Origin of the sequence: Streptomyces hygroscopicus subsp. hygroscopicus, assembly GCF_030269125.1 — a bacterium.
Lineage (GTDB): Bacteria > Actinomycetota > Actinomycetes > Streptomycetales > Streptomycetaceae > Streptomyces > Streptomyces hygroscopicus_C.
In genome coordinates this window covers 1-18,691 of record NZ_BSSM01000006.1, presented here as the reverse complement: position 1 = coordinate 18,691, position 18,691 = coordinate 1, and the positions used below count along the sequence as shown (strand labels likewise).

General features: G+C 73.6%; 23 protein-coding genes and 1 pseudogene. 16 read left to right on the top strand and 8 right to left on the bottom strand.

Going from position 1 to position 18,691, the window contains the following annotated elements; translation table 11 throughout:
• Positions 1-269: 269 nt before the first annotated feature.
• Both QSK45_RS15465 and QSK45_RS15460 read right to left on the bottom strand, forming a co-directional pair.
• Positions 270-926, bottom strand: coding sequence for an HAD family hydrolase (locus tag QSK45_RS15465; protein WP_285557158.1), 657 nt, complete (start codon positions 924-926; stop codon positions 270-272).
• 56 nt (positions 927-982) lie between these two features.
• Positions 983-2,023, bottom strand: coding sequence for a PHP domain-containing protein (locus QSK45_RS15460; protein ID WP_285557156.1), 1,041 nt, complete (start codon positions 2,021-2,023; stop codon positions 983-985).
• A gap of 107 nt (positions 2,024-2,130) precedes the next feature.
• Between QSK45_RS15460 and QSK45_RS15455 the strand changes: the two genes are divergently transcribed.
• The gene (locus QSK45_RS15455; RefSeq protein WP_285557154.1) at positions 2,131-2,376 is read left to right on the top strand and encodes a hypothetical protein; all 246 of its coding nucleotides are present in this window, start codon (positions 2,131-2,133) and stop codon (positions 2,374-2,376) included.
• Between the two features lie 9 nt (positions 2,377-2,385).
• Here the strand turns inward: QSK45_RS15455 and QSK45_RS15450 are convergent, their stop codons facing one another.
• Positions 2,386-3,627, bottom strand: coding sequence for a ricin-type beta-trefoil lectin domain protein (locus QSK45_RS15450; RefSeq protein ID WP_285557152.1), 1,242 nt, complete (start codon positions 3,625-3,627; stop codon positions 2,386-2,388).
• Between the two features lie 325 nt (positions 3,628-3,952).
• Here QSK45_RS15450 and QSK45_RS15445 point away from each other — a divergent pair, with 325 nt between their 5' ends.
• The 7 genes from QSK45_RS15445 (at position 3,953) to QSK45_RS15415 (ending at position 9,420) form a co-directional block, all read left to right on the top strand.
• The gene (locus QSK45_RS15445) at positions 3,953-4,147 is read left to right on the top strand and encodes a hypothetical protein (protein WP_285557151.1); all 195 of its coding nucleotides are present in this window, start codon (positions 3,953-3,955) and stop codon (positions 4,145-4,147) included.
• Entirely contained in the window at positions 4,144-4,596 is a 453-nt protein-coding gene (locus QSK45_RS15440) for a monovalent cation/H+ antiporter complex subunit F (RefSeq protein WP_285557149.1), read from the top strand. Before QSK45_RS15445 ends, QSK45_RS15440 begins: the two co-directional genes overlap by 4 nt.
• A 42-nt stretch (positions 4,597-4,638) precedes the next feature.
• The gene (locus QSK45_RS15435) at positions 4,639-4,899 is read left to right on the top strand and encodes a hydrogenase subunit MbhD domain-containing protein (RefSeq protein WP_285557146.1); all 261 of its coding nucleotides are present in this window, start codon (positions 4,639-4,641) and stop codon (positions 4,897-4,899) included.
• Positions 4,896-5,636 carry an MnhB domain-containing protein gene (locus tag QSK45_RS15430; protein ID WP_285557144.1) on the top strand — a complete coding sequence of 247 codons (741 nt, stop codon included), beginning with the start codon at positions 4,896-4,898 and terminating at the stop codon, positions 5,634-5,636. The genes QSK45_RS15435 and QSK45_RS15430 overlap by 4 nt, the downstream gene beginning before the upstream one ends.
• An 8-nt stretch (positions 5,637-5,644) precedes the next feature.
• Positions 5,645-5,992, top strand: a complete 348-nt coding sequence (locus QSK45_RS15425) for a sodium:proton antiporter (protein WP_285557682.1) — start codon at positions 5,645-5,647, stop codon at positions 5,990-5,992.
• Positions 5,992-7,761: a complex I subunit 5 family protein gene (locus QSK45_RS15420; protein WP_285557142.1), complete on the top strand. Its 1,770-nt coding sequence runs from the start codon at positions 5,992-5,994 to the stop codon at positions 7,759-7,761. Before QSK45_RS15425 ends, QSK45_RS15420 begins: the two co-directional genes overlap by 1 nt.
• A gap of 714 nt (positions 7,762-8,475) precedes the next feature.
• The gene (locus tag QSK45_RS15415) at positions 8,476-9,420 is read left to right on the top strand and encodes a ribose-phosphate diphosphokinase (protein WP_285557140.1); all 945 of its coding nucleotides are present in this window, start codon (positions 8,476-8,478) and stop codon (positions 9,418-9,420) included.
• 51 nt (positions 9,421-9,471) lie between these two features.
• On the opposite strand, the gene QSK45_RS15410 is transcribed toward QSK45_RS15415, so the two are convergent.
• Both QSK45_RS15410 and QSK45_RS15405 read right to left on the bottom strand, forming a co-directional pair.
• Positions 9,472-9,849, bottom strand: a complete 378-nt coding sequence (locus QSK45_RS15410) for an anti-sigma factor antagonist (RefSeq protein ID WP_285557138.1) — start codon at positions 9,847-9,849, stop codon at positions 9,472-9,474.
• 126 nt (positions 9,850-9,975) lie between these two features.
• Positions 9,976-10,926 (bottom strand): NADP-dependent oxidoreductase, encoded by a 951-nt coding sequence (locus tag QSK45_RS15405; protein WP_285557136.1) that lies wholly within the window; start codon positions 10,924-10,926, stop codon positions 9,976-9,978.
• A 125-nt stretch (positions 10,927-11,051) separates the two neighbouring features.
• Between QSK45_RS15405 and QSK45_RS15400 the strand changes: the two genes are divergently transcribed.
• Positions 11,052-11,912, top strand: a complete 861-nt coding sequence (locus QSK45_RS15400; protein WP_285557134.1) for a hypothetical protein — start codon at positions 11,052-11,054, stop codon at positions 11,910-11,912.
• Between the two features lie 105 nt (positions 11,913-12,017).
• The gene (locus tag QSK45_RS15395) at positions 12,018-12,482 is read left to right on the top strand and encodes a pyridoxamine 5'-phosphate oxidase family protein (RefSeq protein WP_285557132.1); all 465 of its coding nucleotides are present in this window, start codon (positions 12,018-12,020) and stop codon (positions 12,480-12,482) included.
• Between the two features lie 24 nt (positions 12,483-12,506).
• Here the strand turns inward: QSK45_RS15395 and QSK45_RS15390 are convergent, their stop codons facing one another.
• Entirely contained in the window at positions 12,507-12,857 is a 351-nt protein-coding gene (locus tag QSK45_RS15390; RefSeq protein ID WP_285557130.1) for a DUF4235 domain-containing protein, read from the bottom strand.
• Positions 12,858-12,885: 28 nt separating this feature from the next.
• The gene (locus QSK45_RS15385; RefSeq protein WP_285557129.1) at positions 12,886-13,908 is read right to left on the bottom strand and encodes a glutathione S-transferase family protein; all 1,023 of its coding nucleotides are present in this window, start codon (positions 13,906-13,908) and stop codon (positions 12,886-12,888) included.
• 117 nt (positions 13,909-14,025) lie between these two features.
• Here QSK45_RS15385 and QSK45_RS15380 point away from each other — a divergent pair, with 117 nt between their 5' ends.
• Complete coding sequence (locus tag QSK45_RS15380; protein WP_285557128.1) at positions 14,026-15,045, top strand: cation diffusion facilitator family transporter; 1,020 nt, start codon at positions 14,026-14,028, stop codon at positions 15,043-15,045.
• Positions 15,046-15,124: 79 nt separating this feature from the next.
• On the opposite strand, the gene QSK45_RS15375 is transcribed toward QSK45_RS15380, so the two are convergent.
• Positions 15,125-15,574: a nitroreductase family deazaflavin-dependent oxidoreductase gene (locus tag QSK45_RS15375; RefSeq protein WP_285557126.1), complete on the bottom strand. Its 450-nt coding sequence runs from the start codon at positions 15,572-15,574 to the stop codon at positions 15,125-15,127.
• 187 nt (positions 15,575-15,761) lie between these two features.
• On the opposite strand from QSK45_RS15375, the gene QSK45_RS15370 reads away from it, so the two are divergent.
• The 5 genes and pseudogenes from QSK45_RS15370 to QSK45_RS15350 all read left to right on the top strand — a co-directional run.
• Positions 15,762-16,220, top strand: coding sequence for a nuclear transport factor 2 family protein (locus QSK45_RS15370; RefSeq protein WP_285557124.1), 459 nt, complete (start codon positions 15,762-15,764; stop codon positions 16,218-16,220).
• Positions 16,221-16,381: 161 nt separating this feature from the next.
• On the top strand, positions 16,382-17,611 hold the full coding sequence (locus QSK45_RS15365) for a cytochrome P450 (protein WP_285557123.1): 1,230 nt from the start codon (positions 16,382-16,384) through the stop codon (positions 17,609-17,611).
• A 12-nt stretch (positions 17,612-17,623) separates the two neighbouring features.
• The gene (locus tag QSK45_RS15360) at positions 17,624-17,842 is read left to right on the top strand and encodes a ferredoxin (protein WP_285557121.1); all 219 of its coding nucleotides are present in this window, start codon (positions 17,624-17,626) and stop codon (positions 17,840-17,842) included.
• A 95-nt stretch (positions 17,843-17,937) separates the two neighbouring features.
• Positions 17,938-18,480 carry a flavoprotein gene (locus QSK45_RS15355; RefSeq protein WP_285557120.1) on the top strand — a complete coding sequence of 181 codons (543 nt, stop codon included), beginning with the start codon at positions 17,938-17,940 and terminating at the stop codon, positions 18,478-18,480.
• 110 nt (positions 18,481-18,590) lie between these two features.
• Positions 18,591-18,691 (top strand): annotated as a pseudogene (locus QSK45_RS15350) (leucine zipper domain-containing protein); the annotation flags it as partial.

The following is an 18,691-nucleotide window of genomic DNA, read 5'->3' as shown; positions in this document are numbered from 1 at the left end:
CCGGGTGCCGGGTGCCGGGTGCCGGAGGGCCGATGACATGGAAAGCCCCGGCCGTGACGGGGGATTCACGGCCGGGGCGGCCTGAGGTGGGTGCGGACGGCGGTCGCCTCTCGGCGAAAGGCTCCACAGGGCTTCAGCCGAACGATCGTCCCTGTGGGCGGAAGATGAGGCCCGGGGACACTGTCCCGTCCGTACCCACGCCCGGTTCAACGGGCGACCGGTGCCCGGTGTTCCACCTCTTGCCGTGACCTGCGCCACACGCCCCGGCCTCAGGCCAGCGGGCTGGTGCCGAGGCGGGCGAGCAGGTCGGCGGGGTCGGCGTAGACGGCCTCCGCGCCGGCCTCCGTCAGATCGGCGCGGGGGATCCCACCGCACAGCACCCCCACGCACCGCACCCCGGCCTTGGCACCCGCCCGCATGTCCCACACGGTGTCCCCGACGAGGACCGCGCGCGAGGCCGGTACCCCGGCCAGCTCCAGCGCGTGTTCCACCGGCTCCGGAGCGGGTTTGCCCTCCTGTACGTCCTCGCTGCTCGCGGTGGCCTCGATGGCGTCGTCCGCGTCGATCGCCCGGCGCAGCGCCCCCAGTTCGGAGCCGCTCGCGGAGGTGGCGAGGACCACCGTCCAGCCCTCCCGGTGCAGGCGGCGCAGCAGCTCGCCGGCGCCCGGCAGGGCGGGGAGCCGGTCGAAGTACTGGCCGTACAGCGCCTTGTGGGCCGCGCTGAGCCCGGCGTCCTGGTCGCGGTCGCGGTCCTCGCCGAGCAGATGGGCGACCAGGTCCGCCGAGCCGAGGCCGACGGCCCGGTGGACGGCGTGCATGGGCACGCGGTGACCGGCCTGCCGAAAGGCCTCCCACCAGGTGACCACGTGCAGGTGATTGGTGTCGACGAGGGTTCCGTCGACGTCGAAGACGGCGGCTCGCTCCATCCGGGGCCCTCTCTCCGGCTCTTTCCGGCTCTTTCGTTCCGGCTCCGGGTACCACGTCAGACCACCGCCACGCGCGCGGGCAGCCGCCCCTCGCCCGTCCAGTCCAGCAGTTCCCGCGCCGACCACGTGGTGACCACCCGCTCGGGCGGTACCCCGCACTCCTCGGCGCGGGCGCAGCCCAGGATCTGCCAGTCCAGCTGTCCGGGCGCGTGCGCGTCGGTGTCGACGGCGAAGAGAGTGCCCGCGGCCACGGCACGCCGCAGCAGCCGCCGGGGCGGGTCGAGGCGTTCCGGGCGGCTGTTGATCTCCACGGCGGTGCCGGACTCGGCGCAGGCGGCGAACACCTCGTCCGCGTCGAACTCCGACTCGGGGCGCCCCCGGCCGGTGACCAGGCGCCCGGTGCAGTGCCCGAGGACGTCGGCGTGCGGATCGCGTACGGCGGTCACCATGCGGCGGGTCATCGAGCGGGCGTCCATCCGCAGCTTGGAGTGCACCGACACGACGACCAGGTCCAGCCGTTCCAGCAGCTCCGGCTCCTGGTCCAGCGAACCGTCGTCAAGGATGTCGCACTCGATCCCGGTGAGCAGCCGGAAGGGCGCCCAGCGCGCGTTCAGCTCCGCCACCACCTCCAGCTGCTCGCGCAGCCGCTCCGGGGACAGGCCCCGGGCCACGGTCAGCCGCGGCGAATGATCGGTCAGGACGGTCCACTCGTGCCCGAGCGCGGCCGCCGTCCGGCCCATCTCCTCGATCGGGCTGCCACCGTCGGACCAGTCCGAATGGGTGTGACAGTCCCCCCGCGACAACCCTCGCAGCGCGGCCCCCGGCCCCTCGCGCCCGGCTCCGCCGCTCTCCTCCTCCAGCCGCCGCAGGTACCCCGGCACCTGCCCGCCCAGCGCCTCCCGCACCACCTGCGCCGTCTTCGGTCCGACCCCTTTCAGCCCCTCCAGCGACCCGTCCGCCGCCCGCGTCACCACCTCCTCGGGCGCGAGCCCCCCGACCACCCGGGCGGCCGTCCGGAACGCCCGCACCCGGTAGGTCGGCGCCAGGGCCCGCTCCAGCAAGAACGCGATCCGCTCCAGAGCGGCGACGGGTTCCATACCTCCCAGGTTCACATTCCCGCGCCGGAGGGGCGCGGGGAACGCCCGTACGTCGATCGGGTTCCCGCGGACACCCTTCCCGGGCATGACGGCCTAACCTGAATTGCATGACCGAACAAGCAGCTCCCCACATCTCCCGGCCGCGGATCGTGGTACTGGGCGTGTGCCCGGGGAAACAGGGTGAGGCGCCCTTCCGGATCGTGGAGATCGACGGTGAGGTGATCGGCGAGGCCAGGACCGTCACCGATGTGCTGGAGGTCGCCGCCGCCCACGGGATCACCATCCACGACCTCGACGATCCGGACGTCGTCCGCTGGGTGGGCGGCGGCAAGTACACCTGGAGGCTGCACTGAGCCGACGGGTCAGCCGACCGTCCACTTCTGGTTGGCGCCGCCCGTGCAGGACCAGATCTGCAGCCGTGTCCCGTTGGCCGGGTCGTTCCCGGTGACGTCGAGGCACTTGTCCGCCTGCGGGTTGACGATGTCGTGCGCACCCGTGACGGTCCACTTCTGGTTGGTGCCGCCGGTGCAGTCCCACAGCTGGACGGTCGAGCCGTCCGCCGTGCCCCGGTCCGTCACGTCCAGACACTTGCCGAGCGCCCGTATCGTGCCGTCCGAGCCGACCGTCCAGGACTGCGCGGCGGTGCCGTTGCAGTCGTAGAGCTGGACCGGGGTGCCGTTCGCGGAGTTCGCGCCGGCCACGTCCACGCACTTGCCGGCCAGCCCCCGGATCGGGAGCCCCGCCGCGCTGTCACCGGTCGTCACGGAGACCGAGTCCACCACCAGCTGCGCCGGGAACTGGGTGCTGCCGTCCGGGTCGCCGGGCCAGTAGCCGCCGACCGCCAGGTTCAGGATCAGGAAGAACGGCCGGTCGTTGTACACCCAGGTCTTGCCGCCCAGGTCGGCGGGCGTGCGCCGCTCGTAGACGGTGCCGTCCACGGACCAGGTGATCGAGTCGGGCGCCCAGTCCACGGCGAAGGTGTGGAAACCGTCCGCGAAGGCCTGCCCGTTCGGCAGGCTGTAGGCGGCCCCGATGCCGCCCGAACCGGAGTAGCCGGGGCCGTGGATGGTGCCGTGCACGGTGGACGGCTCGAAGCCGACGTTCTCCATCACGTCGATCTCGCCCGAGTCCGGCCAGTTCACCGGCGTGCCGAGCATCCAGAACGCGGGCCACATGCCCTGCCCGCGCGGGATCTTCATGCGCGCCTCGACGTGCCCGTACTGCGCGGTGAACTTCCCCGACGTGTTCAGGCGCGCCGAGGTGTACTGGCAACTGCCGTACCAGCACTGGTACCCGGCCGGGTTCTCCTTCCTGGCCGTGATCACCAGGTGGCCCTGGCCGTCCAGGGCCGCGTTGTTCGTGCCCGAGGTGTAGTACTGCCGCTCGTGGTTGTTGACGTTGTCGCCCGTCTCCAGCGTCCACTTCGAGGAGTCGACCGCCGAGCCCGCGGGCCCGTCGAAGGTGTCGGAGAAGGTGGTCACGGTCGCGGCGGTTACGGCCGGGGCGGCGGGGCGCGCGTGCGCGGGGCCGACGGCGGCCGAGCCGACCAGCACGGCGGACAGGGCGGCGAACAGACATCTGCGGAGCAGGCGTGGGGAGACCATGGCTCTCCGATCGGTGTGTGGGGGGACGCTCGGACGCGCAGAGCAATGCCTCTTGATTTAAGAAGTGAGATAAGGGGGCGTCAAGAGGGTGGTACAGACCTGCTGCTGAGGGCGCGGCAGCCCCCGCCGGTTTCCGTTCACGCTCCCGGGGCACTCCGCCCCGGGACCCGCGTGCCGCCGCCCCGCCGGGGGCCCGGCGGTGCTTGGATGCACCGAGTGGCGAAGCGGACACACCACCGCGAACCGGAAGGCGGAGTGCCGGGACCTGGAGCACCGGGAGCCCGAGCGCCGGAAGACCGGAGTGTCCGAGAAGGGGAGGTGGCGGATGGACCGGCGTACGACGCCCCGTGCCGTCCTCCTCGCCGCCGGTGAACTCCTCGCCTGGTGGGCCGCCTTGGCCCTGCTCTGGCTGGTGCTGATCACCACCGTCGACACCCTGGAACGCGTCGTGGGCGCGAGCGCCGCCGCCGCGGGCGCGCTGCTGGCACGGGCCGGCCGGCGGGCGGTGAGGTGGCGGTGAACGGCTGGATCCTCGCGGCGACCGTCGAACTCGGCGGGGGTGGGGCGGCCGCCCTGTGGGGCGTGACCACCGGCCCGGTCGCCCGCCGCGTCGTCGCCCAGAACCTCACCACCGCGGCCCTGTGCCCCGCCCTGCTGCTGCTCGCCCAGGGCTACGGCCGCCCCGCCTACGTCGACCTCGCCCTGCTGCTCGCCCTGCTCGGCCCGGTCGGCACCCTGGTCTTCGCCCGGCTGCTGCACGAGGACCTGGAGGGGCGGCGGCCGAGCGCCTGGGGGCTCACCTACGCGGTGGCCGGGGTGGGCGCCGTCGTCGTGATCGTGGTGTGCGCGGCCACCGGGCCCGGCCGGGCCATGGTGAAGCTGCTGGTGATCGGCGCGCTGCTGATCGGCGGCAACCTGATCGCCTCCCGGGCGCTGTCGGGCGGTTTCCAGGGGGTGCGGGGTGGCTGACCCGGCGCGGGAGAGCCTCGTGAGGGCCGCGGGAGGCGTCGTATGACCGGCGTCCTGAACCTCGTGGCCCTGCTCCTCGTCGCCGGCGCCGCCACCGCCGCCGTCGCCCAGCGCGACCCCGCCCGCCAGGCGCTGGTGCTGTCCGTGCTCGGGGTGCTGCTGGCCGTCCTGTTCACCGTGCTCCAGGCACCCGACGTCGGCCTGTCCCAGCTCGCGGTCGGGGCCGCCCTCACCCCACTGCTGATCATGCTGTCGGTCCGCAAGATCCGGCGGCGCGGCCGGGGCCGGGACGGCGCGCGGTGAGCCGGCGGCTGCGGCTGTGGCTGCTGGCCGTGGGCGGCGCGGGCCTCGCCGCCCTGCTGGCCGCCGCGTGCCTGGACCTACCCGGTTTCGGCGGCCGTGCGCACCCGTACGGCACCCGGGCCGTGCGCGCCTCCCTCGCCCGGCACACCGCCAACACCGTCGCCTCCGTCAACTTCGACCAGCGCGCCTACGACACCCTCGGCGAGATGAGCATCCTGTTCGCCGCCGTCCTCGGTTGCGTGGTGCTGCTGCGCCAGGCCCGCGACGAACACCGGGAGCGGCCGCGACCCGCCGAGGTCGCCCGCCCGGTGCGCCGCTACGCCCTCCTCGTGGTACCCGTCGCCCTGGTCTGCGGCCTCTACGTCATCGCCCACGGCCAGCTCAGCCCCGGCGGCGGCTTCCAGGGCGGGGTGGTCGCCGCGACCGCCCTGCACCTGCTGTACCTGGGCGCCGACTACCGCGCCCTCGAACGCGTCCGCCCCCTGGGCACCTTCGAGACCGTCGACGCCCTGTCCGTCTGCGCCTATCTCGTGCTGGGCCTCGCCGGGGTCCTGGCCGCGACCGCGTTCCTCGCCAACACACTGCTGCCGTACGGCACGTTCGACACGCTGTCCTCCGGCGGCACCGTCCCGCTGCTGAACGCGGCCGTCGGCATCGAGGTGGCGAGCGCGGTCGTCGTCCTGCTCGCCAACTTCCTCGACCAGGCCGTCGAGATCGAGGAGGGGAACGGAGGATGAGCGCCCTCATGCAGGTACTGCCCTACCTGGTCGCCGCCTATGTCTTCCTGACCGGCTGCTACGGCCTCGCCACCAGCCGCAATCTGATCCATGCCGTCGGCTGTCTGTCCGTGTGCCAGGTCTCCACGTACATCCTGCTGCTGGCGGTCGGCTACCGTTCCGGCGGCACCGCGCCCGTCTTCTCCGACATCAAGCCCGGCTCGCGGCCGGTGGTGGACCCGGTGGTGCAGGCCCTCACCCTCACCGACATCGTCGTCGGCGCCACCGTCACCGCGCTGCTGCTCGCCCTGGTCCTGCAGATCGTCAAACGGCACGGCACGCTCGACCCCGACGAACTGCGGGAGCTGCGCGGCTGATGCACCACCTGCTCCCGCTCCTCGTCGCGCTGCCGCTGCTCGGGGCCGCCCTGCTCGCCGCCGCCGGCCGCCGGCTGCCGCGCCCCGCCGTCGAGCTGACCGGCCTCGTCGTCTCGGCGGCGACGGCCGCGCTCGCCCTCGTACTGCTGCTGAACTCCTCGCCTCCGATGGTCGAATGGGTCGGCGGCTGGGTGCCCGTCGGCGGGGAGAGCGTCGGCATCGAGGTGATCGGGGACGGGCCCTCGCTCGGCATGGCGGCCCTCGTCGCTCTGCTCACCCTCGCCGCGCTCGCCTACTCCTGGCGGTATTTCGACGAGCCGCCGCGCGGCCACGCCGGTTCGTTCCCCGCGCTGATGCTGGTCTTCCAGGGCGCCATGTGCGGATTCGCCCTCGCCGGCGACCTGTTCAACGCCTTCGTGTTCTTCGAGCTGATGAGCGTGGTGGCGTACGCGCTCACCGGCTACCGCATCGACGACCCGAAGGCAGTCCAGGGCGCGTTGACGTTCGGTGTCGTCAACTCGCTGGGCGCCTACGCCATGTTGACCGGCATCGGGCTGCTGTACGCCCGTACCGGTGAACTGTCGATGGTGAAGATCGGCCGGGGCCTGGACAGCACCGGCGGTCAGGGCGGCCCCGACGCGCTGGTCCTCGCCGCGTTCGCGCTGGTGATGACCGGGCTGCTGGTGAAGGCGGCCACCGTGCCCTTCCACTTCTGGCTCCCCGACGCCCACGCGGTCGCCCCCACCCCGGTGTGCATGCTGCTGTCCGGGGTGATGGTCGAGCTCGGGGTGTACGGCGTCTGGCGCGTCTACGGCACCGTCTTCGCCGGACCCGGCGGCATCCCGGCCGCCGACCTGACCCGCGCCCTGGTGACCCTCGGCGTCCTCACCTCCGTGACCGGCGCCGTGATGTGCTGGTACCAGCGGCACATCAAACGCCTGCTCGCCTTCTCCACGATCGCGCACACCGGTCTGTTCCTGATCGCCGTCGGCGTCCTCACCCCCGAGGGCGACGACGGCGCCGCCCTGTACATCCTCGGGCACGCCGGGGTGAAGGCCGCCCTGTTCGCCTGCACGGGCGCGCTGCTGGACCGGTTCGGCAGCGTGGACGAGCACGCCCTGCACGGCAGGGCGGGCCGACTGCGGGCGACCGGCGTGCTGTTCGCCCTCGGCGGGCTCGCCCTCGCGGGGCTGCCGCCCTTCGGCACCGGCCTGGGCAAGGCGGTCAGCGAGGAGGCGGTCGGCGGGCCGCTCACCGTGGTGTACGTGGCCGCGTCCGCGGTCACGGCGGGCGCGGTGCTGCGGGTCGCCGCGCGGGTGTTCCTCGGCCTCGGGACACCGCCGCAGGACACCGGCGCCTACGAGACGAGCGGCTCGCGGGAGGAGCCCGAGACGTCCGGGCTGCTCGGCCGGGTCCCGGACACGATGACGACGGTCCCGGCCGTGCTGCTCGCCGCCGCGCTCGCCGTGGGCACCGTGCCCGGCTTCGGCGACCTCGTCGCCCGATCGGTCAACGAGGCGGGCTCGGGCGGCGCCCGAGCCTCGGCGGAGTGGACGCCGCACGGGGTCCTGCTCGGCGTGGCCTCCACGGCCCTCGCCGTGGGTCTCGCCGCCGGTGCCGTCAGCCGTCGGCGGCGGCCGGCCGTCCCCGCGTGGACGGCGCCGCTGAGACGCCTCCAGTCCGGGCACGTCGGCGACTACGTCGCCTGGCTGCTGGTGGGCGCCACCGTGCTGGCGGCGCTGGCCCTGCCGGGGGTGCTCGGCGGCTGACCGCCGCCGTCGCGTCGCAGGCACCTCGACCGTTCTCGAAGCGCGCCCGGGACACGGCGCGAGGGGCCGTGAACCGTGACGACAGCCGCTGCGCACGGCGACGAGCGTTCCCGACACGACCACCCCGCCGGCCGCCGCGCGTCCTGGAAGGCCCCGCCGGGCGAGCCCCCGTACGCCCGCCCGCGGGGACGGGCCGGACCCCGCGTGCCGTCACCGGCACGCCGGGCGCGCGGGCCACCGGCGGTCGCACGAGCACCACTTCGTCCCCGGCCTCCCCGCCCCGGCCGGGCATCACTCCGACGGCACCTGACCGCCGAGGAGCGCCGCCTCCTCGACCGCACCCGCGCCCACCAGGGCCCCGCCCGCCGCGCGCCACCACCGACTGGAGCGCGGCGTCCCCGTACATCCCGGCGACCGGCGCCGACGTCCCGCCGCTCGGCGGTTCGGCGGGCGGGTTCCCTTCCCGCCGCGGGCGGGCCTCCGGCGGCCGGTGGCCACCGGCCGGGGCCGGTACGCGCCGGCGGGCGGCCCCGCCGGTTCCGGCCCCCTGGCGGCCGGCACCGGGAACGCCGACGCCGCGCCGACCGCGGCGACGCGGACCGGCGAGTGGGCCGAGGCCACCCGCGCCCGGACGCACCGCACACGCGCCACCACCGCGGCGCGGGCCAGTAGCATGAGCGCGGCAGCCCGGAATGATCATGCGAGGAGCAGATCGTGCGAGACATCGCCGTCTTCAGCGGCAGTGCCCATCCCGAACTGGCCGAGGAGGTCTGCGCGCACCTGGGGGTGCCGCTGAGTCCGACCAGGGTCAGCCGGTTCGCCAACGACTGTCTGGAGGTCCAGCTTCAGGCCAACTGCCGGGAACGGGACGTCTTCCTGATCCAGCCGCTGGTCAAACCGGTGCAGGAGCACCTGGTCGAGCTGCTGCTGATGTGCGACGCGGCCCGGGGTGCCTCCGCCTCCCGGATCACCGTCGTCATGCCGCACTACTCCTACGCGCGTTCGGACAAGAAGGACGCGCCCCGCATCTCCATCGGCGGGCGGCTCGTCGCCGACCTGATGGTGGCGGCGGGCGCGAGCCGGGTCCTCGCCATGACCCTGCACTCCCCGCAGGTGCACGGCTTCTTCTCGGTGCCGGTGGACCATCTGCACGCGCTGCGCGAACTGGCCGATCACTTCCGGCAGTACGACCTCTCGCGCACCACGGTGGTATCCCCGGACCTCGGCAACGCCAAGGAGGCGGCCGCCTTCGCCCGGCGCATCGGCGCGCAGGTGGCGGCCGGCGCCAAGCAGCGGTACGCGGACGACCGGGTGAGCATCAGCTCCGTCATCGGCGAGATCGCCGGGCGGGACGTCATCGTGCTGGACGACGAGATCGCCAAGGGCAGCACCGTGCTGGAACTCCTGGACCGGCTCCGGGAGCTGGGCCCGCGCTCGATCCGGGTGGCGTGCACGCACGGCCTGTTCGCGGCCGGTGCGCTCAAGCGGATCGGCGAGCAGCCGGACGTGCTGGAGATCGTCTGCACCAACACCGTGCCGATCCCCGCCGACGAGCACACCGACAAGCTGCGCGTCCTGTCCATCGCCCCGGCCCTCGCCGAGGCGGTACGGCGCATCCACAACGGGGAGTCGGTCAGCGCCCTGTTCGAGGGGGCCTGAACCCGTCCGAGGGGGCCTGACCGCCACCGGCCGCGGGCCGGCTTCCCCTGATCACGACCCCGACACCGCCCCGGCGGCCGCCAGGGCCGCGTCCGGTGTGGCATGCGGCGGCAGCAGCCGGGACAGGCCCGTCACCCGCAGTACGCGCAGGGTCAGCGGGTGGGTGCACACCAGGTGCAGCCGCCCGCCGTGCTCGAGGACCCGGGCCCGCGCCCGGTACAGCAGGCGCAGCCCCGAGCAGTCGAAGAACTCCACGGGCCGCAGGTCCAGCACGACCCGGGCGCCGGGGCTGCCGGTGATCCGGTCCAGGAGCGGGAGGATCTCCTCCGCCGAGATGATGTCGATCTCGCCCCGGAACTCCAGGACGGTGTACGCACGGTATGTGTACACGCGCAGATGCCGGGTGAGGGACACGGGTTCCCGTCGCACCTCGGCATCACCTCCCACCCGCGCCCGGACGTCGGATCTCCGACCGTCAAGTTACCCTCGATGGAAGGAATTTGAGCATGTTCGATTGACATATGTCTTCGGGTTTGACGCGTGTTCGCGGGCCGGTCAGTCGACCAGCAGCACCAGCTTCCCCGTGGTGCGCCCGGTCTCTCCCTGTTCGTGTGCCTTCGCGGCGTCGGCCAGCGGGTACGTCCCGGCGATGCTCGCCTTCAGCTTCCCCGACTCCACCAGCTCCGTGACCGACCGCATTCCCGCCCGGTCGGCGTCCACCAGCATCCGTACCGCGCGTACGCCGAGCCGCTCGGCCTCGTCGTACAGTTCGCGGGAGCCCACCGGCAGGATCGACACCAGGATGCCGCCGGGCCGCAGCACCCGCAGGGAGCGCAGGGCTGTCTCGCCGCCGAGGGTGTCCAGGACGACGTCCACGTCCCGCACCGCCTCCGTGACATCGGTGGAGCGGTAGTCGACCGGTTCGTCCACGCCGATCTCGCGCAGGAAGCCGTGCTTGGCCGCGCTCGCCGTGCCGATCACGTGCGCGCCGTGCGCCTTGGCGATCTGCACGGCCACGTGCCCGACCCCGCCGGCCGCGGCGTGGACCAGCACCCGCTGCCCGGCCCGCACGCCGGCCCGCTCGGTCAGCGCCTGCCAGGCGGTCAGCGACACCAGCGGCAGCGCGCCCGCCTGGGCGTGGTCGACCGAGGCCGGCTTGTGCCACAGGGCGCGGACGGGGGCGATCACGTACTCGGCGTGCGAGCCGTGCCCGAAGGGGTAGGGCAGCATGCCGAACACCTCGTCGCCCGGCTCGAACTCGGCCACGCCGATCCCGGTCGCGGCGACCTCGCCGGAGACGTCCCAGCCGAGCACGAACGGGGGCTCGCCGAGGAACCCGCCGGTGGCCCGGTGTTTCCAGTCGGTGGGGTTCACCCCGGCGGCCCGCACCCGGACCAGCACCTCGTTCGGCCGCGGCTCCGGCCGCTCCAGCCGTACTTCTCGCAGCACCTCGGGACCGCCGAGGACGTCCTGGCCGATGGCTCGCATGGTGGTCACATCGCTCATGGTCCCCCAGCCTGCCCGTCCTCGCGCCGCGGCGAAACCGCACCACGACGGAGTCTCGAACGTTCGGACCCGCCGCGGCGTCCAGGAGTCGTAGGCATCCGGGAAAGGACGTGGGGGGCTCGAACATGCGCAGAGTGTCGGTCGCGGCGGTGCTGGCGGCGGTGACGGCCGTGACGGCGGGGGGATGCGGCTCCGGCGGCGGCCCCCGGGCGGACCTGGTGGTGCGGGGGACCCCGCCCGCCCGGCCGTACCGAGGACCGCTCCACGTGCCCACCGGGCAGTCCGACGGGCACGGCTCCCGGGCGCGTCCGGCGGCCTACGGCGCGGCCGGGCGGGCGCTGGAGTGCGACGGCGAGGTCTTCGACGGCAGCGGTCCCGAGGCGTGGAGCGCGTCCGACGGCGGCGCGACCCCCGAGCAGGGGCTCGCGTTCTACCTCGACGGGTGGAAGCCGGAGGTGCCCGGGTACGGCTACCGCGTGGAGCGCCGGGAGCCCGACCGGGTGCTGTACTCCTTCGACGTCGGCGGCCGTACCAAGGTGGCCGTGGTGGTGGCCAGGGACCAGCGGGACCGGCCCGGCTGGGGCCCCGAGACCAGCGCCTCGTGCGACCCGGCCGAACTCCCGCAGGGCTTCACGGCCACCACCGGGTGGGAGGTGTGGACCGGCCGCGACGGCAGGAGGGTGCCGGTGACCCGGCTGAACAGTTCGCCGGGCCCGGACCACTGCGGCTGGGGCTCCGCCCACTTCCTCGACCTCGGCGGCCGGACGTACGCCCGCGACCCCGAGGGCGTCCTCGCCCGCGACGGCTTCCTCACCGGGCCGTACCGGGGCCGCCTGCGCGCCCTGCCCGCCGACGCGTACGACACCGGGTACCACTACCGCGACCAGCGGCTGTGGCTCACCCCCGACCGGGACACGGCCTACGTCCGCACGTCCCACGGGGTCGAGGCGTGGCCACGGCTCAGGCCCCGGGTCGGCTGCGACTGAGGCCGTACCGGCGCCGGTGGGTGACACGCCGTCGGGACACTCCCCGCGGGCACGCCCCGGCGGCCACACTGGAGCGCACCCGCATCCCACAGGAGGCCGAACACGATGACCCCGCCGCCCGCCCGCACCGCCGAGCAGCGCAAGCAGGACACCCTGCACCGGCTGGAACACGACGAGGACGCCTGGGTGGCCACGGCCGGCCCCGACGGCGGCACGCCCTACCTCGTGCCGCTGTCGTTCGTCTGGGACGGCGCGCTCCTGCTGTTCGCCACCCCGGCCGACAGCCCCACCGGCCGCAACCTGGTCGCCAGTGGCCGGGTCAGGCTCGGCATCGGGCCGACCCGGGACGTCGTCCTCGTGGAGGGCGGCGTCCAGGCGGTGACCCCGGAGGACCTGCCCGAGGAGGACGCCGAGGTCTTCGCCGGCAAGACCGGCTTCGACCCGAGGCGACTGGCCACCCGCTACCTCTACTTCCGGGTCGTCCCCGAGCGCATCCAGGCGTGGCGCGAGGCGAACGAACTGCGCGGGCGGGACGTCATGCGCGAGGGCCGGTGGCTGCTCGCCGACTGAGACCGGCCCGCGGGGGCGGCGCCCTCAGCGCCGGCCGTGCTTCTCCCGCTCGGCCGCCTCGACACCTTCGGCCCCCTTGCTCCCCTTGTCCTCCGCCACCGGCCACACCCCCGTGGACCGCGCGATGGCCTTGGCGCCGGTGCGGTTCACCGCGCTGCGCACCACCGCGAAGATGGCGCCCTGGAGGGCGGCGGCCAGCAGGATGTCCCGCAGCCGGCGGTCCTCGTCCAGGGCGGTGGGCGCCTCCTCCTCGTGCCGTATGGCCTTCCACGCCTGCTTGAAGGCGAGACCGGCGACCGCGCCGCTCACCCAGCTCAGCGCGAAGCCGATCGGCTGGTAGACGAAGGGGAGCTTGCTCTTCTTCGACTTGGACATGGACGACTCCTTCCTCGTCAGCGGGTCCTCATGCGGGCCGGCCCGCGGGGGTCACCCGTTCGCCCGGCGGCACCGGGCCGGGGGGTGTACCGTCGCCGAACGGCCGGCCGCCCAGTTCCTCACGGCCGTGCGGACTCAGCCAGTTCGCGAGATCCGGGCCGAGCGGCACGATGCCGGTCGGGTTGATACCGGTGTGCACCTGGTAGTAGTGCCGTTTGATGTGGTCGAAGTCCACCGTGTCGCCGAACCCCGGGGTCTGGAACAGGTCCCGGGCGTACGCCCACAGCACCGGGTCCTCCGCCAGCTTCCAGCGGTTGCACTTGAAGTGGCCGTGGTAGACCGGGTCGAACCGGACCAGCGTGGTGAACAGCCGGATATCCGCTTCCGTGAGGGTGTCGCCGACCAGATACCGCTGCCCGGCCAGCCGCTCGGAGAGCAGTTCCAGCCGCCGGAAGACTCCCGCGCATGCCTCCTCGTACTCCCTCTGGTGGGTGGCGAACCCGGCCCGGTACACGCCGTTGTTGACGTCCTCGTACACCTCGGCCATCACCGTGTCGAGCTCGTCGCGCCGGGCCGCCGGATACAGGTCGGGGGCGCCCTCGCGGTGCAGGTCCCGCCACTCGGTGGCGAGGTCCAGGGTGAGCTGCTGGTAGTCGTTGGTGACCAGCCGGCCGCTGGGCACGTCCACCACGGCGGGCACGCTCACCCCGCCCGGATAACCGGTCTCCCTGCGGTCGTACGCCTCGTGGAGGTACCGGATGCCGAGTACCGGGTCCCGGCCGTCCGGATCCAGGGTGAAGCGCCAGCTGCGGTCGTCCTGGATCGGGTCGGCGACCGCCATCGGCAGCGCGTCCTCCAGGCCCAGCAGCCGGCGGGAGACCACCGCCCGGCTCGCCCAGGGGCAGGCGCGGGACACCACCAGCCGGTAGCGCCCCGCCTCCACCGGCCAGCCGCCCTGCCCGTCCGCCGTGATCCGGTCCCGGAAGTGGCTGAGCGACCGGCTGAACGTCTTGTGGCCGTAGGCGCGGTTGCCGTCGCCGTCACCGCCCATGTCTCCTCCTCGCCGACGGGTCCCGGGCCCTCGCGGCCGGGTTTCCCAGAGCACCGACTTCCCCGTTTCCGGGCGCCCGCACGGTGTGATTCCCACGGCCCCGGGCATTCGGCCCCCGTGAGCGGAACATCATCGGAACGACAGGAGCAAAAGACCACCCCGGCGGGCGCCCGCGCCGGCCGGCGCACCCGGGCGACCGACCGGCGCACCCGGGTCACCGTCCTCGTCGCCCTCGCCGCCAACCTGGTGATCGCCGTCGCCAAGGCCGTCGGCGGTGCCCTCTCCGGCTCGCCCGCGCTGCTGTCGGAAGCCGCGCACTCGGTCGCCGACGCGTTCAACGAGGTCTTCCTGCTGGCCGCCCTGCGCCGCAGCCGCCGCCCCGCCGACGCGCGGCACCCCTTCGGCTACGGCAAGGAGCGTTTCTTCTGGTCCCTGCTGGCCGCCGTCGGGATCTTCGTGATGGGCGGCTGCTTCTCCTTCTTCCAGGGCTTCGAGGCCCTGCGCCAGGGCACACGGGAGACCTCGCGCGGCTATGCGGTGGGCCTGACCGTCCTGGGCGTGGCACTGCTCGCCGAGGGGGTCTCGCTGCTGCGCGCCCTGCACCAGGTGCGCCGCCGGGGCGGCCGGGCGGCGCTGCGCGATCCGGCGCTGCGCACGGTGGTCGCCGAGGACGGCACGGCGGTGCTCGGCGTGGTCCTCGCGATCGCCGGGATGGTCCTGCACATGGTCACCGGGCAGGTCGTCTGGGAGGCGTCCGCCTCGCTCGCCATCGGGGTCCTGCTGGTGTACGTCGCCTACCGGCTGGGCCGAGAGGCCCGCGACCAGCTCATCGGACAGGCCGCCGACCCGGAACTCAGCGGCCGCATCCGCGCGCTGCTGCGGGCACAGCCGGAGATCGACAGCGTGGAGGCGCTGTTCACGATGAAGCTGGGCCTCGACTCCACCCTGGTGGCCGCCCGCGTCGACCTCGCGCCGGGCCTGGACAGCGAGCGCGTCGAGGAGGTCGCCGACCGCATCAAGCGCTCGCTGGCCGCGACGTTCCCGGCCGCCGACCAGATCTTCCTCGACGTCACCGACCGGCCGGCGGGTGAGGCACGGCAGAGCCCCGCCGCGACGGGGGAACGCGGCGGGGCCTGACGGCACGACTGCCCGCCCGGGAGGCGGTTCACACGTCCCGGGCGGAGAATTCTCCGGAAGGTGCCGTCACGGAGGCCGGTCAGCCCCCGTCGACCGGCTCCAGCACGAACACCGGGATCTCCCGCTCGGTCTTGCGCTGGTAGTCCGCGTACGGCGGGTACGCGGCCACCGCCCGCTCCCACCACTGCGCCTTCTCCGACCCGGTGACCTCGCGCGCCCGCATGTCCCGCTTGACCGGGCCGTCCTGGAGCTCGACGTGCGGATCGGCCTTGACGTTGAAATACCACACCGGGTGCTTCGGCGCGCCGCCCTGGGAGGCGACCACCGCGTAGGCACCCTCGTGCGCCACCCGCATCAGCGGGGTCTTGCGGATCTTCCCGCTCTTCGCGCCCCGGGTCGTCAGGACGATGACCGGCAGCCCGGTGTCGAGCAGGGTGTTCCCCTTCGTCCCGCCCGAACTCTCGTACAACTCCACCTGATCGCGCACCCACTGCTCCGGGCTCGGCTCGTACTCACCCTCGAGAGGCATGGATCCGTCCCCTTCGTCGCTCCGACGCATGCGCGGGTCCCGCTCCGACAGCCGCGGCCGCATGCTTCATCCGTACCGTGCTTCCCCGCTCCGCCGCGATCATTACCCCCGGAGTCATCGCGTCACCCCGCCGGTCTTGGCACAGTGGTCGCCGTCCCGACCGCCACCGACCCCGGGAGCACCCGCCATGACGTCCACCTCCGGTCCCGACACGCGCGCCACGGTCCAGGAACTCCTCACCCGGATCGGCGCGGGCGACCCCGACCGGATCGCCGAGCTGTACGCCGACGACTGCGACTGGCGACTCGACTGGCCCGAGGAGGAGCACGGCCGCCCCGACATCCCCTGGATCCGGCACCGCGCCACCCGCGCCGACGCGGCCGCCCATTTCCGGGAGCTGGCCGCCCACCACGTCCCCGAGAAGGCGGACACCGTCGTCGAACGCGTCCTGGTGGACGGCGAGGACGCGGTCGTGCTCGGCGTCATCCGGCAGACGGCCGCACCGACCGGCCGCGCCTACGCGGCCCGGTTCGCCCTGCACCTCACGGTCCGCGACGGCGTCGTCGTACGCCACCACGTGTACGAGGACAGCCTCGCCGTGGCTCGTGCCTTCGCGCCGCGCGAGGGGGACGCCGGCCCGGTGTGAGCGGCCCTTACGCCGGATGGCCGGATCCGGTACCTGTGGCTTCGCGTTCCGGACAGATCGGGAGGATCCTTGAACTGGCCGAACTTGCCGTCGACGCATAGATGCCTGAGGCATCTAATGAAGATCGGCACGACGCACCTCTTCGTCTGCGAGGTCTTTCCATGCAGGAACTGACGGACATCACCGGCCCGGCGACCCCGGCCGACCCCGTCTCCTTCCCCCAGGACCGCACCTGCCCCTACCACCCGCCGGCCGGATACGCCCCGCTGCGCGAGCAGCGGCCGCTGGCCCGCGTCACCCTCTACGACGGCCGCCAGGTCTGGATGGTCACCGGGCACGCCACCGCCCGCGCGCTGCTCGCCGATCCCCGGCTGTCCAGTGACCGCCGCCGTCCCGGGTTCCCGATGCCCTCGGCGCGTTTCGCGGGGGTCCGCGAACGCCGGGTGGCCCTGCTCGGCCAGGACGACCCCGAGCACCAGCGGCAGCGGCGGATGATGATCCCGTCGTTCACCGTCAAACGCGCCGCCGGGCTGCGCCCCGCCATCCAGCGGATCGTGGACGGGCTGCTGGACGCGATGATCGAACAGGGCCCGCCCGCCGAACTGGTCTCCGCCTTCGCGCTGCCGGTCCCGTCGATGGTGATCTGCGACCTGCTCGGCGTCCCCTACGCCGACCACGAGTTCTTCGAGGAGCAGTCCCGACGGCTGCTGCGCGGCCCGACCGCCGAGGACACCCAGAGCGCCCGCACCCGGCTGGAGGAGTACCTCGGCGGCCTGGTCGACGCCAAGGCCCGGCAATCCGAACCCGGCGACGGCGTTCTCGACGACCTCGTCCACCAGCAGCTCGCCCAGGGCACCCTGGAGCGCGCCGACGTCGTCTCGCTCGCGGTGATCCTGCTGGTCGCGGGCCATGAGACCACCGCCAACATGATCTCCCTCGGCACCTTCACCCTGCTGCGGAACCCCGACCGGCTGGCCGAGCTGCGCGCCGACCCGGCGCTGCTGCCCGCCGCCGTCGAGGAGCTGATGAGGATGCTGTCCATCGCCGACGGCCTGGTGCGGATCGCGCTGGAGGACATCGAGACCGACGGCACCGTCATCCGGGCCGGCGAGGGCGTGTTCTTCTCCACCTCGGTGATCAACCGGGACCCCGGCCAGTACGACGACCCCGACGACCTGGACTTCCACCGTCCCGCCCGCCACCACCTGGCGTTCGGCTTCGGCATCCACCAGTGCCTCGGCCAGAACCTGGCCCGCGCGGAGCTGGAGATCGCCCTCGGCACCCTGTTCGCCCGGCTGCCGGGACTGCGCCTCGCCGCACCGGCCGAGGAGATCCCGTTCAAACCCGGCGACACGATCCAGGGGATGCTGGAACTCCCCGTGACCTGGTAAGAGGCTCAGCTCATGCACATCGAGATCGACAAGGACGTCTGTATCGGGGCGGGCCAGTGCGCGCTGACCGCGCCGGGCGTGTTCACCCAGGACGACGACGGGTTCAGCATGCTGGTCCCCGGCCGTGAGGACGGGGCGGGGGACCCGATGGTCCGCGAGGCGGCGCGGGCGTGCCCGGTGGGCGCGATCACCGTGACCGGGACGGAGCCGGCGGACGCGAAGGCGGACTGACCGGCGGACGCGCGGGGCCCCTGGCCGGCCGGCCGGCGGGGGCCCGGCGCGGGGACATCCCCGCGCGGCCGCCCGTCGCTCGCTAGGCTTCCCGGATGACCGAACGCGTCGAGGGGTCCGAGAAGCCGTTCCTGTACGTCGTCGTCTGCGCGGCCGGGGTCGCCGCCGGTGTCGGCGAGTTGATCGAAGCCGCGCAGGAACGGGGGTGGGAGACCGGGGTGATCGCCACTCCGATCGCGACGGGCGGGTTCTTCGACGTCGCGGCGGTCGAGGCCCGTACCGGGCGGGCCATCCGCTCGGCGTGGCGTTCGCCGGACGACCCGCGCCCGTTCCCTGCGCCGGACGCCGTGGTGGTCGCGCCGGCCACCTTCAACACCGTCAACAAGTGGGCGGCGGGCATCGCCGACACCCTCGCCGTCGGTACCCTGTGCGAGGCCGCGGGTCTCGGCGTGCCGATCGCCGTGCTGCCCTGTGTGGCCGGCGGTCTGGCCGCCCACCCCGCCTACCGGGAGAGCCTGGCACGGCTGCGCGGGATGGGCGTCCGCTTCGGGGAGCCGTACTCCGGTGAGCCGGGCCCCGGCGGCGGCCGTCCCACGTTCCCGTGGACGACCGCCCTGGACCTGCTGGAAGGGGACTAGGTGTGCTGTCCCGGGACGTTGGTGACACGCGCGCTGGGTGCTTGAACAGGTGAGGGCCTTCTGGGTTCGGTGTGGATTGCGACATCTGCACCGACGTCCAGGAGGCCCTCGTGTCCCACCGTAACGCCCCGCTGACGCCGACCGGGAGGCTGCGTCTGGCCCGGTGTGTCGTGGACGACGGCTGGCCGCTGCGGCGGGCCGCGGAACGCTT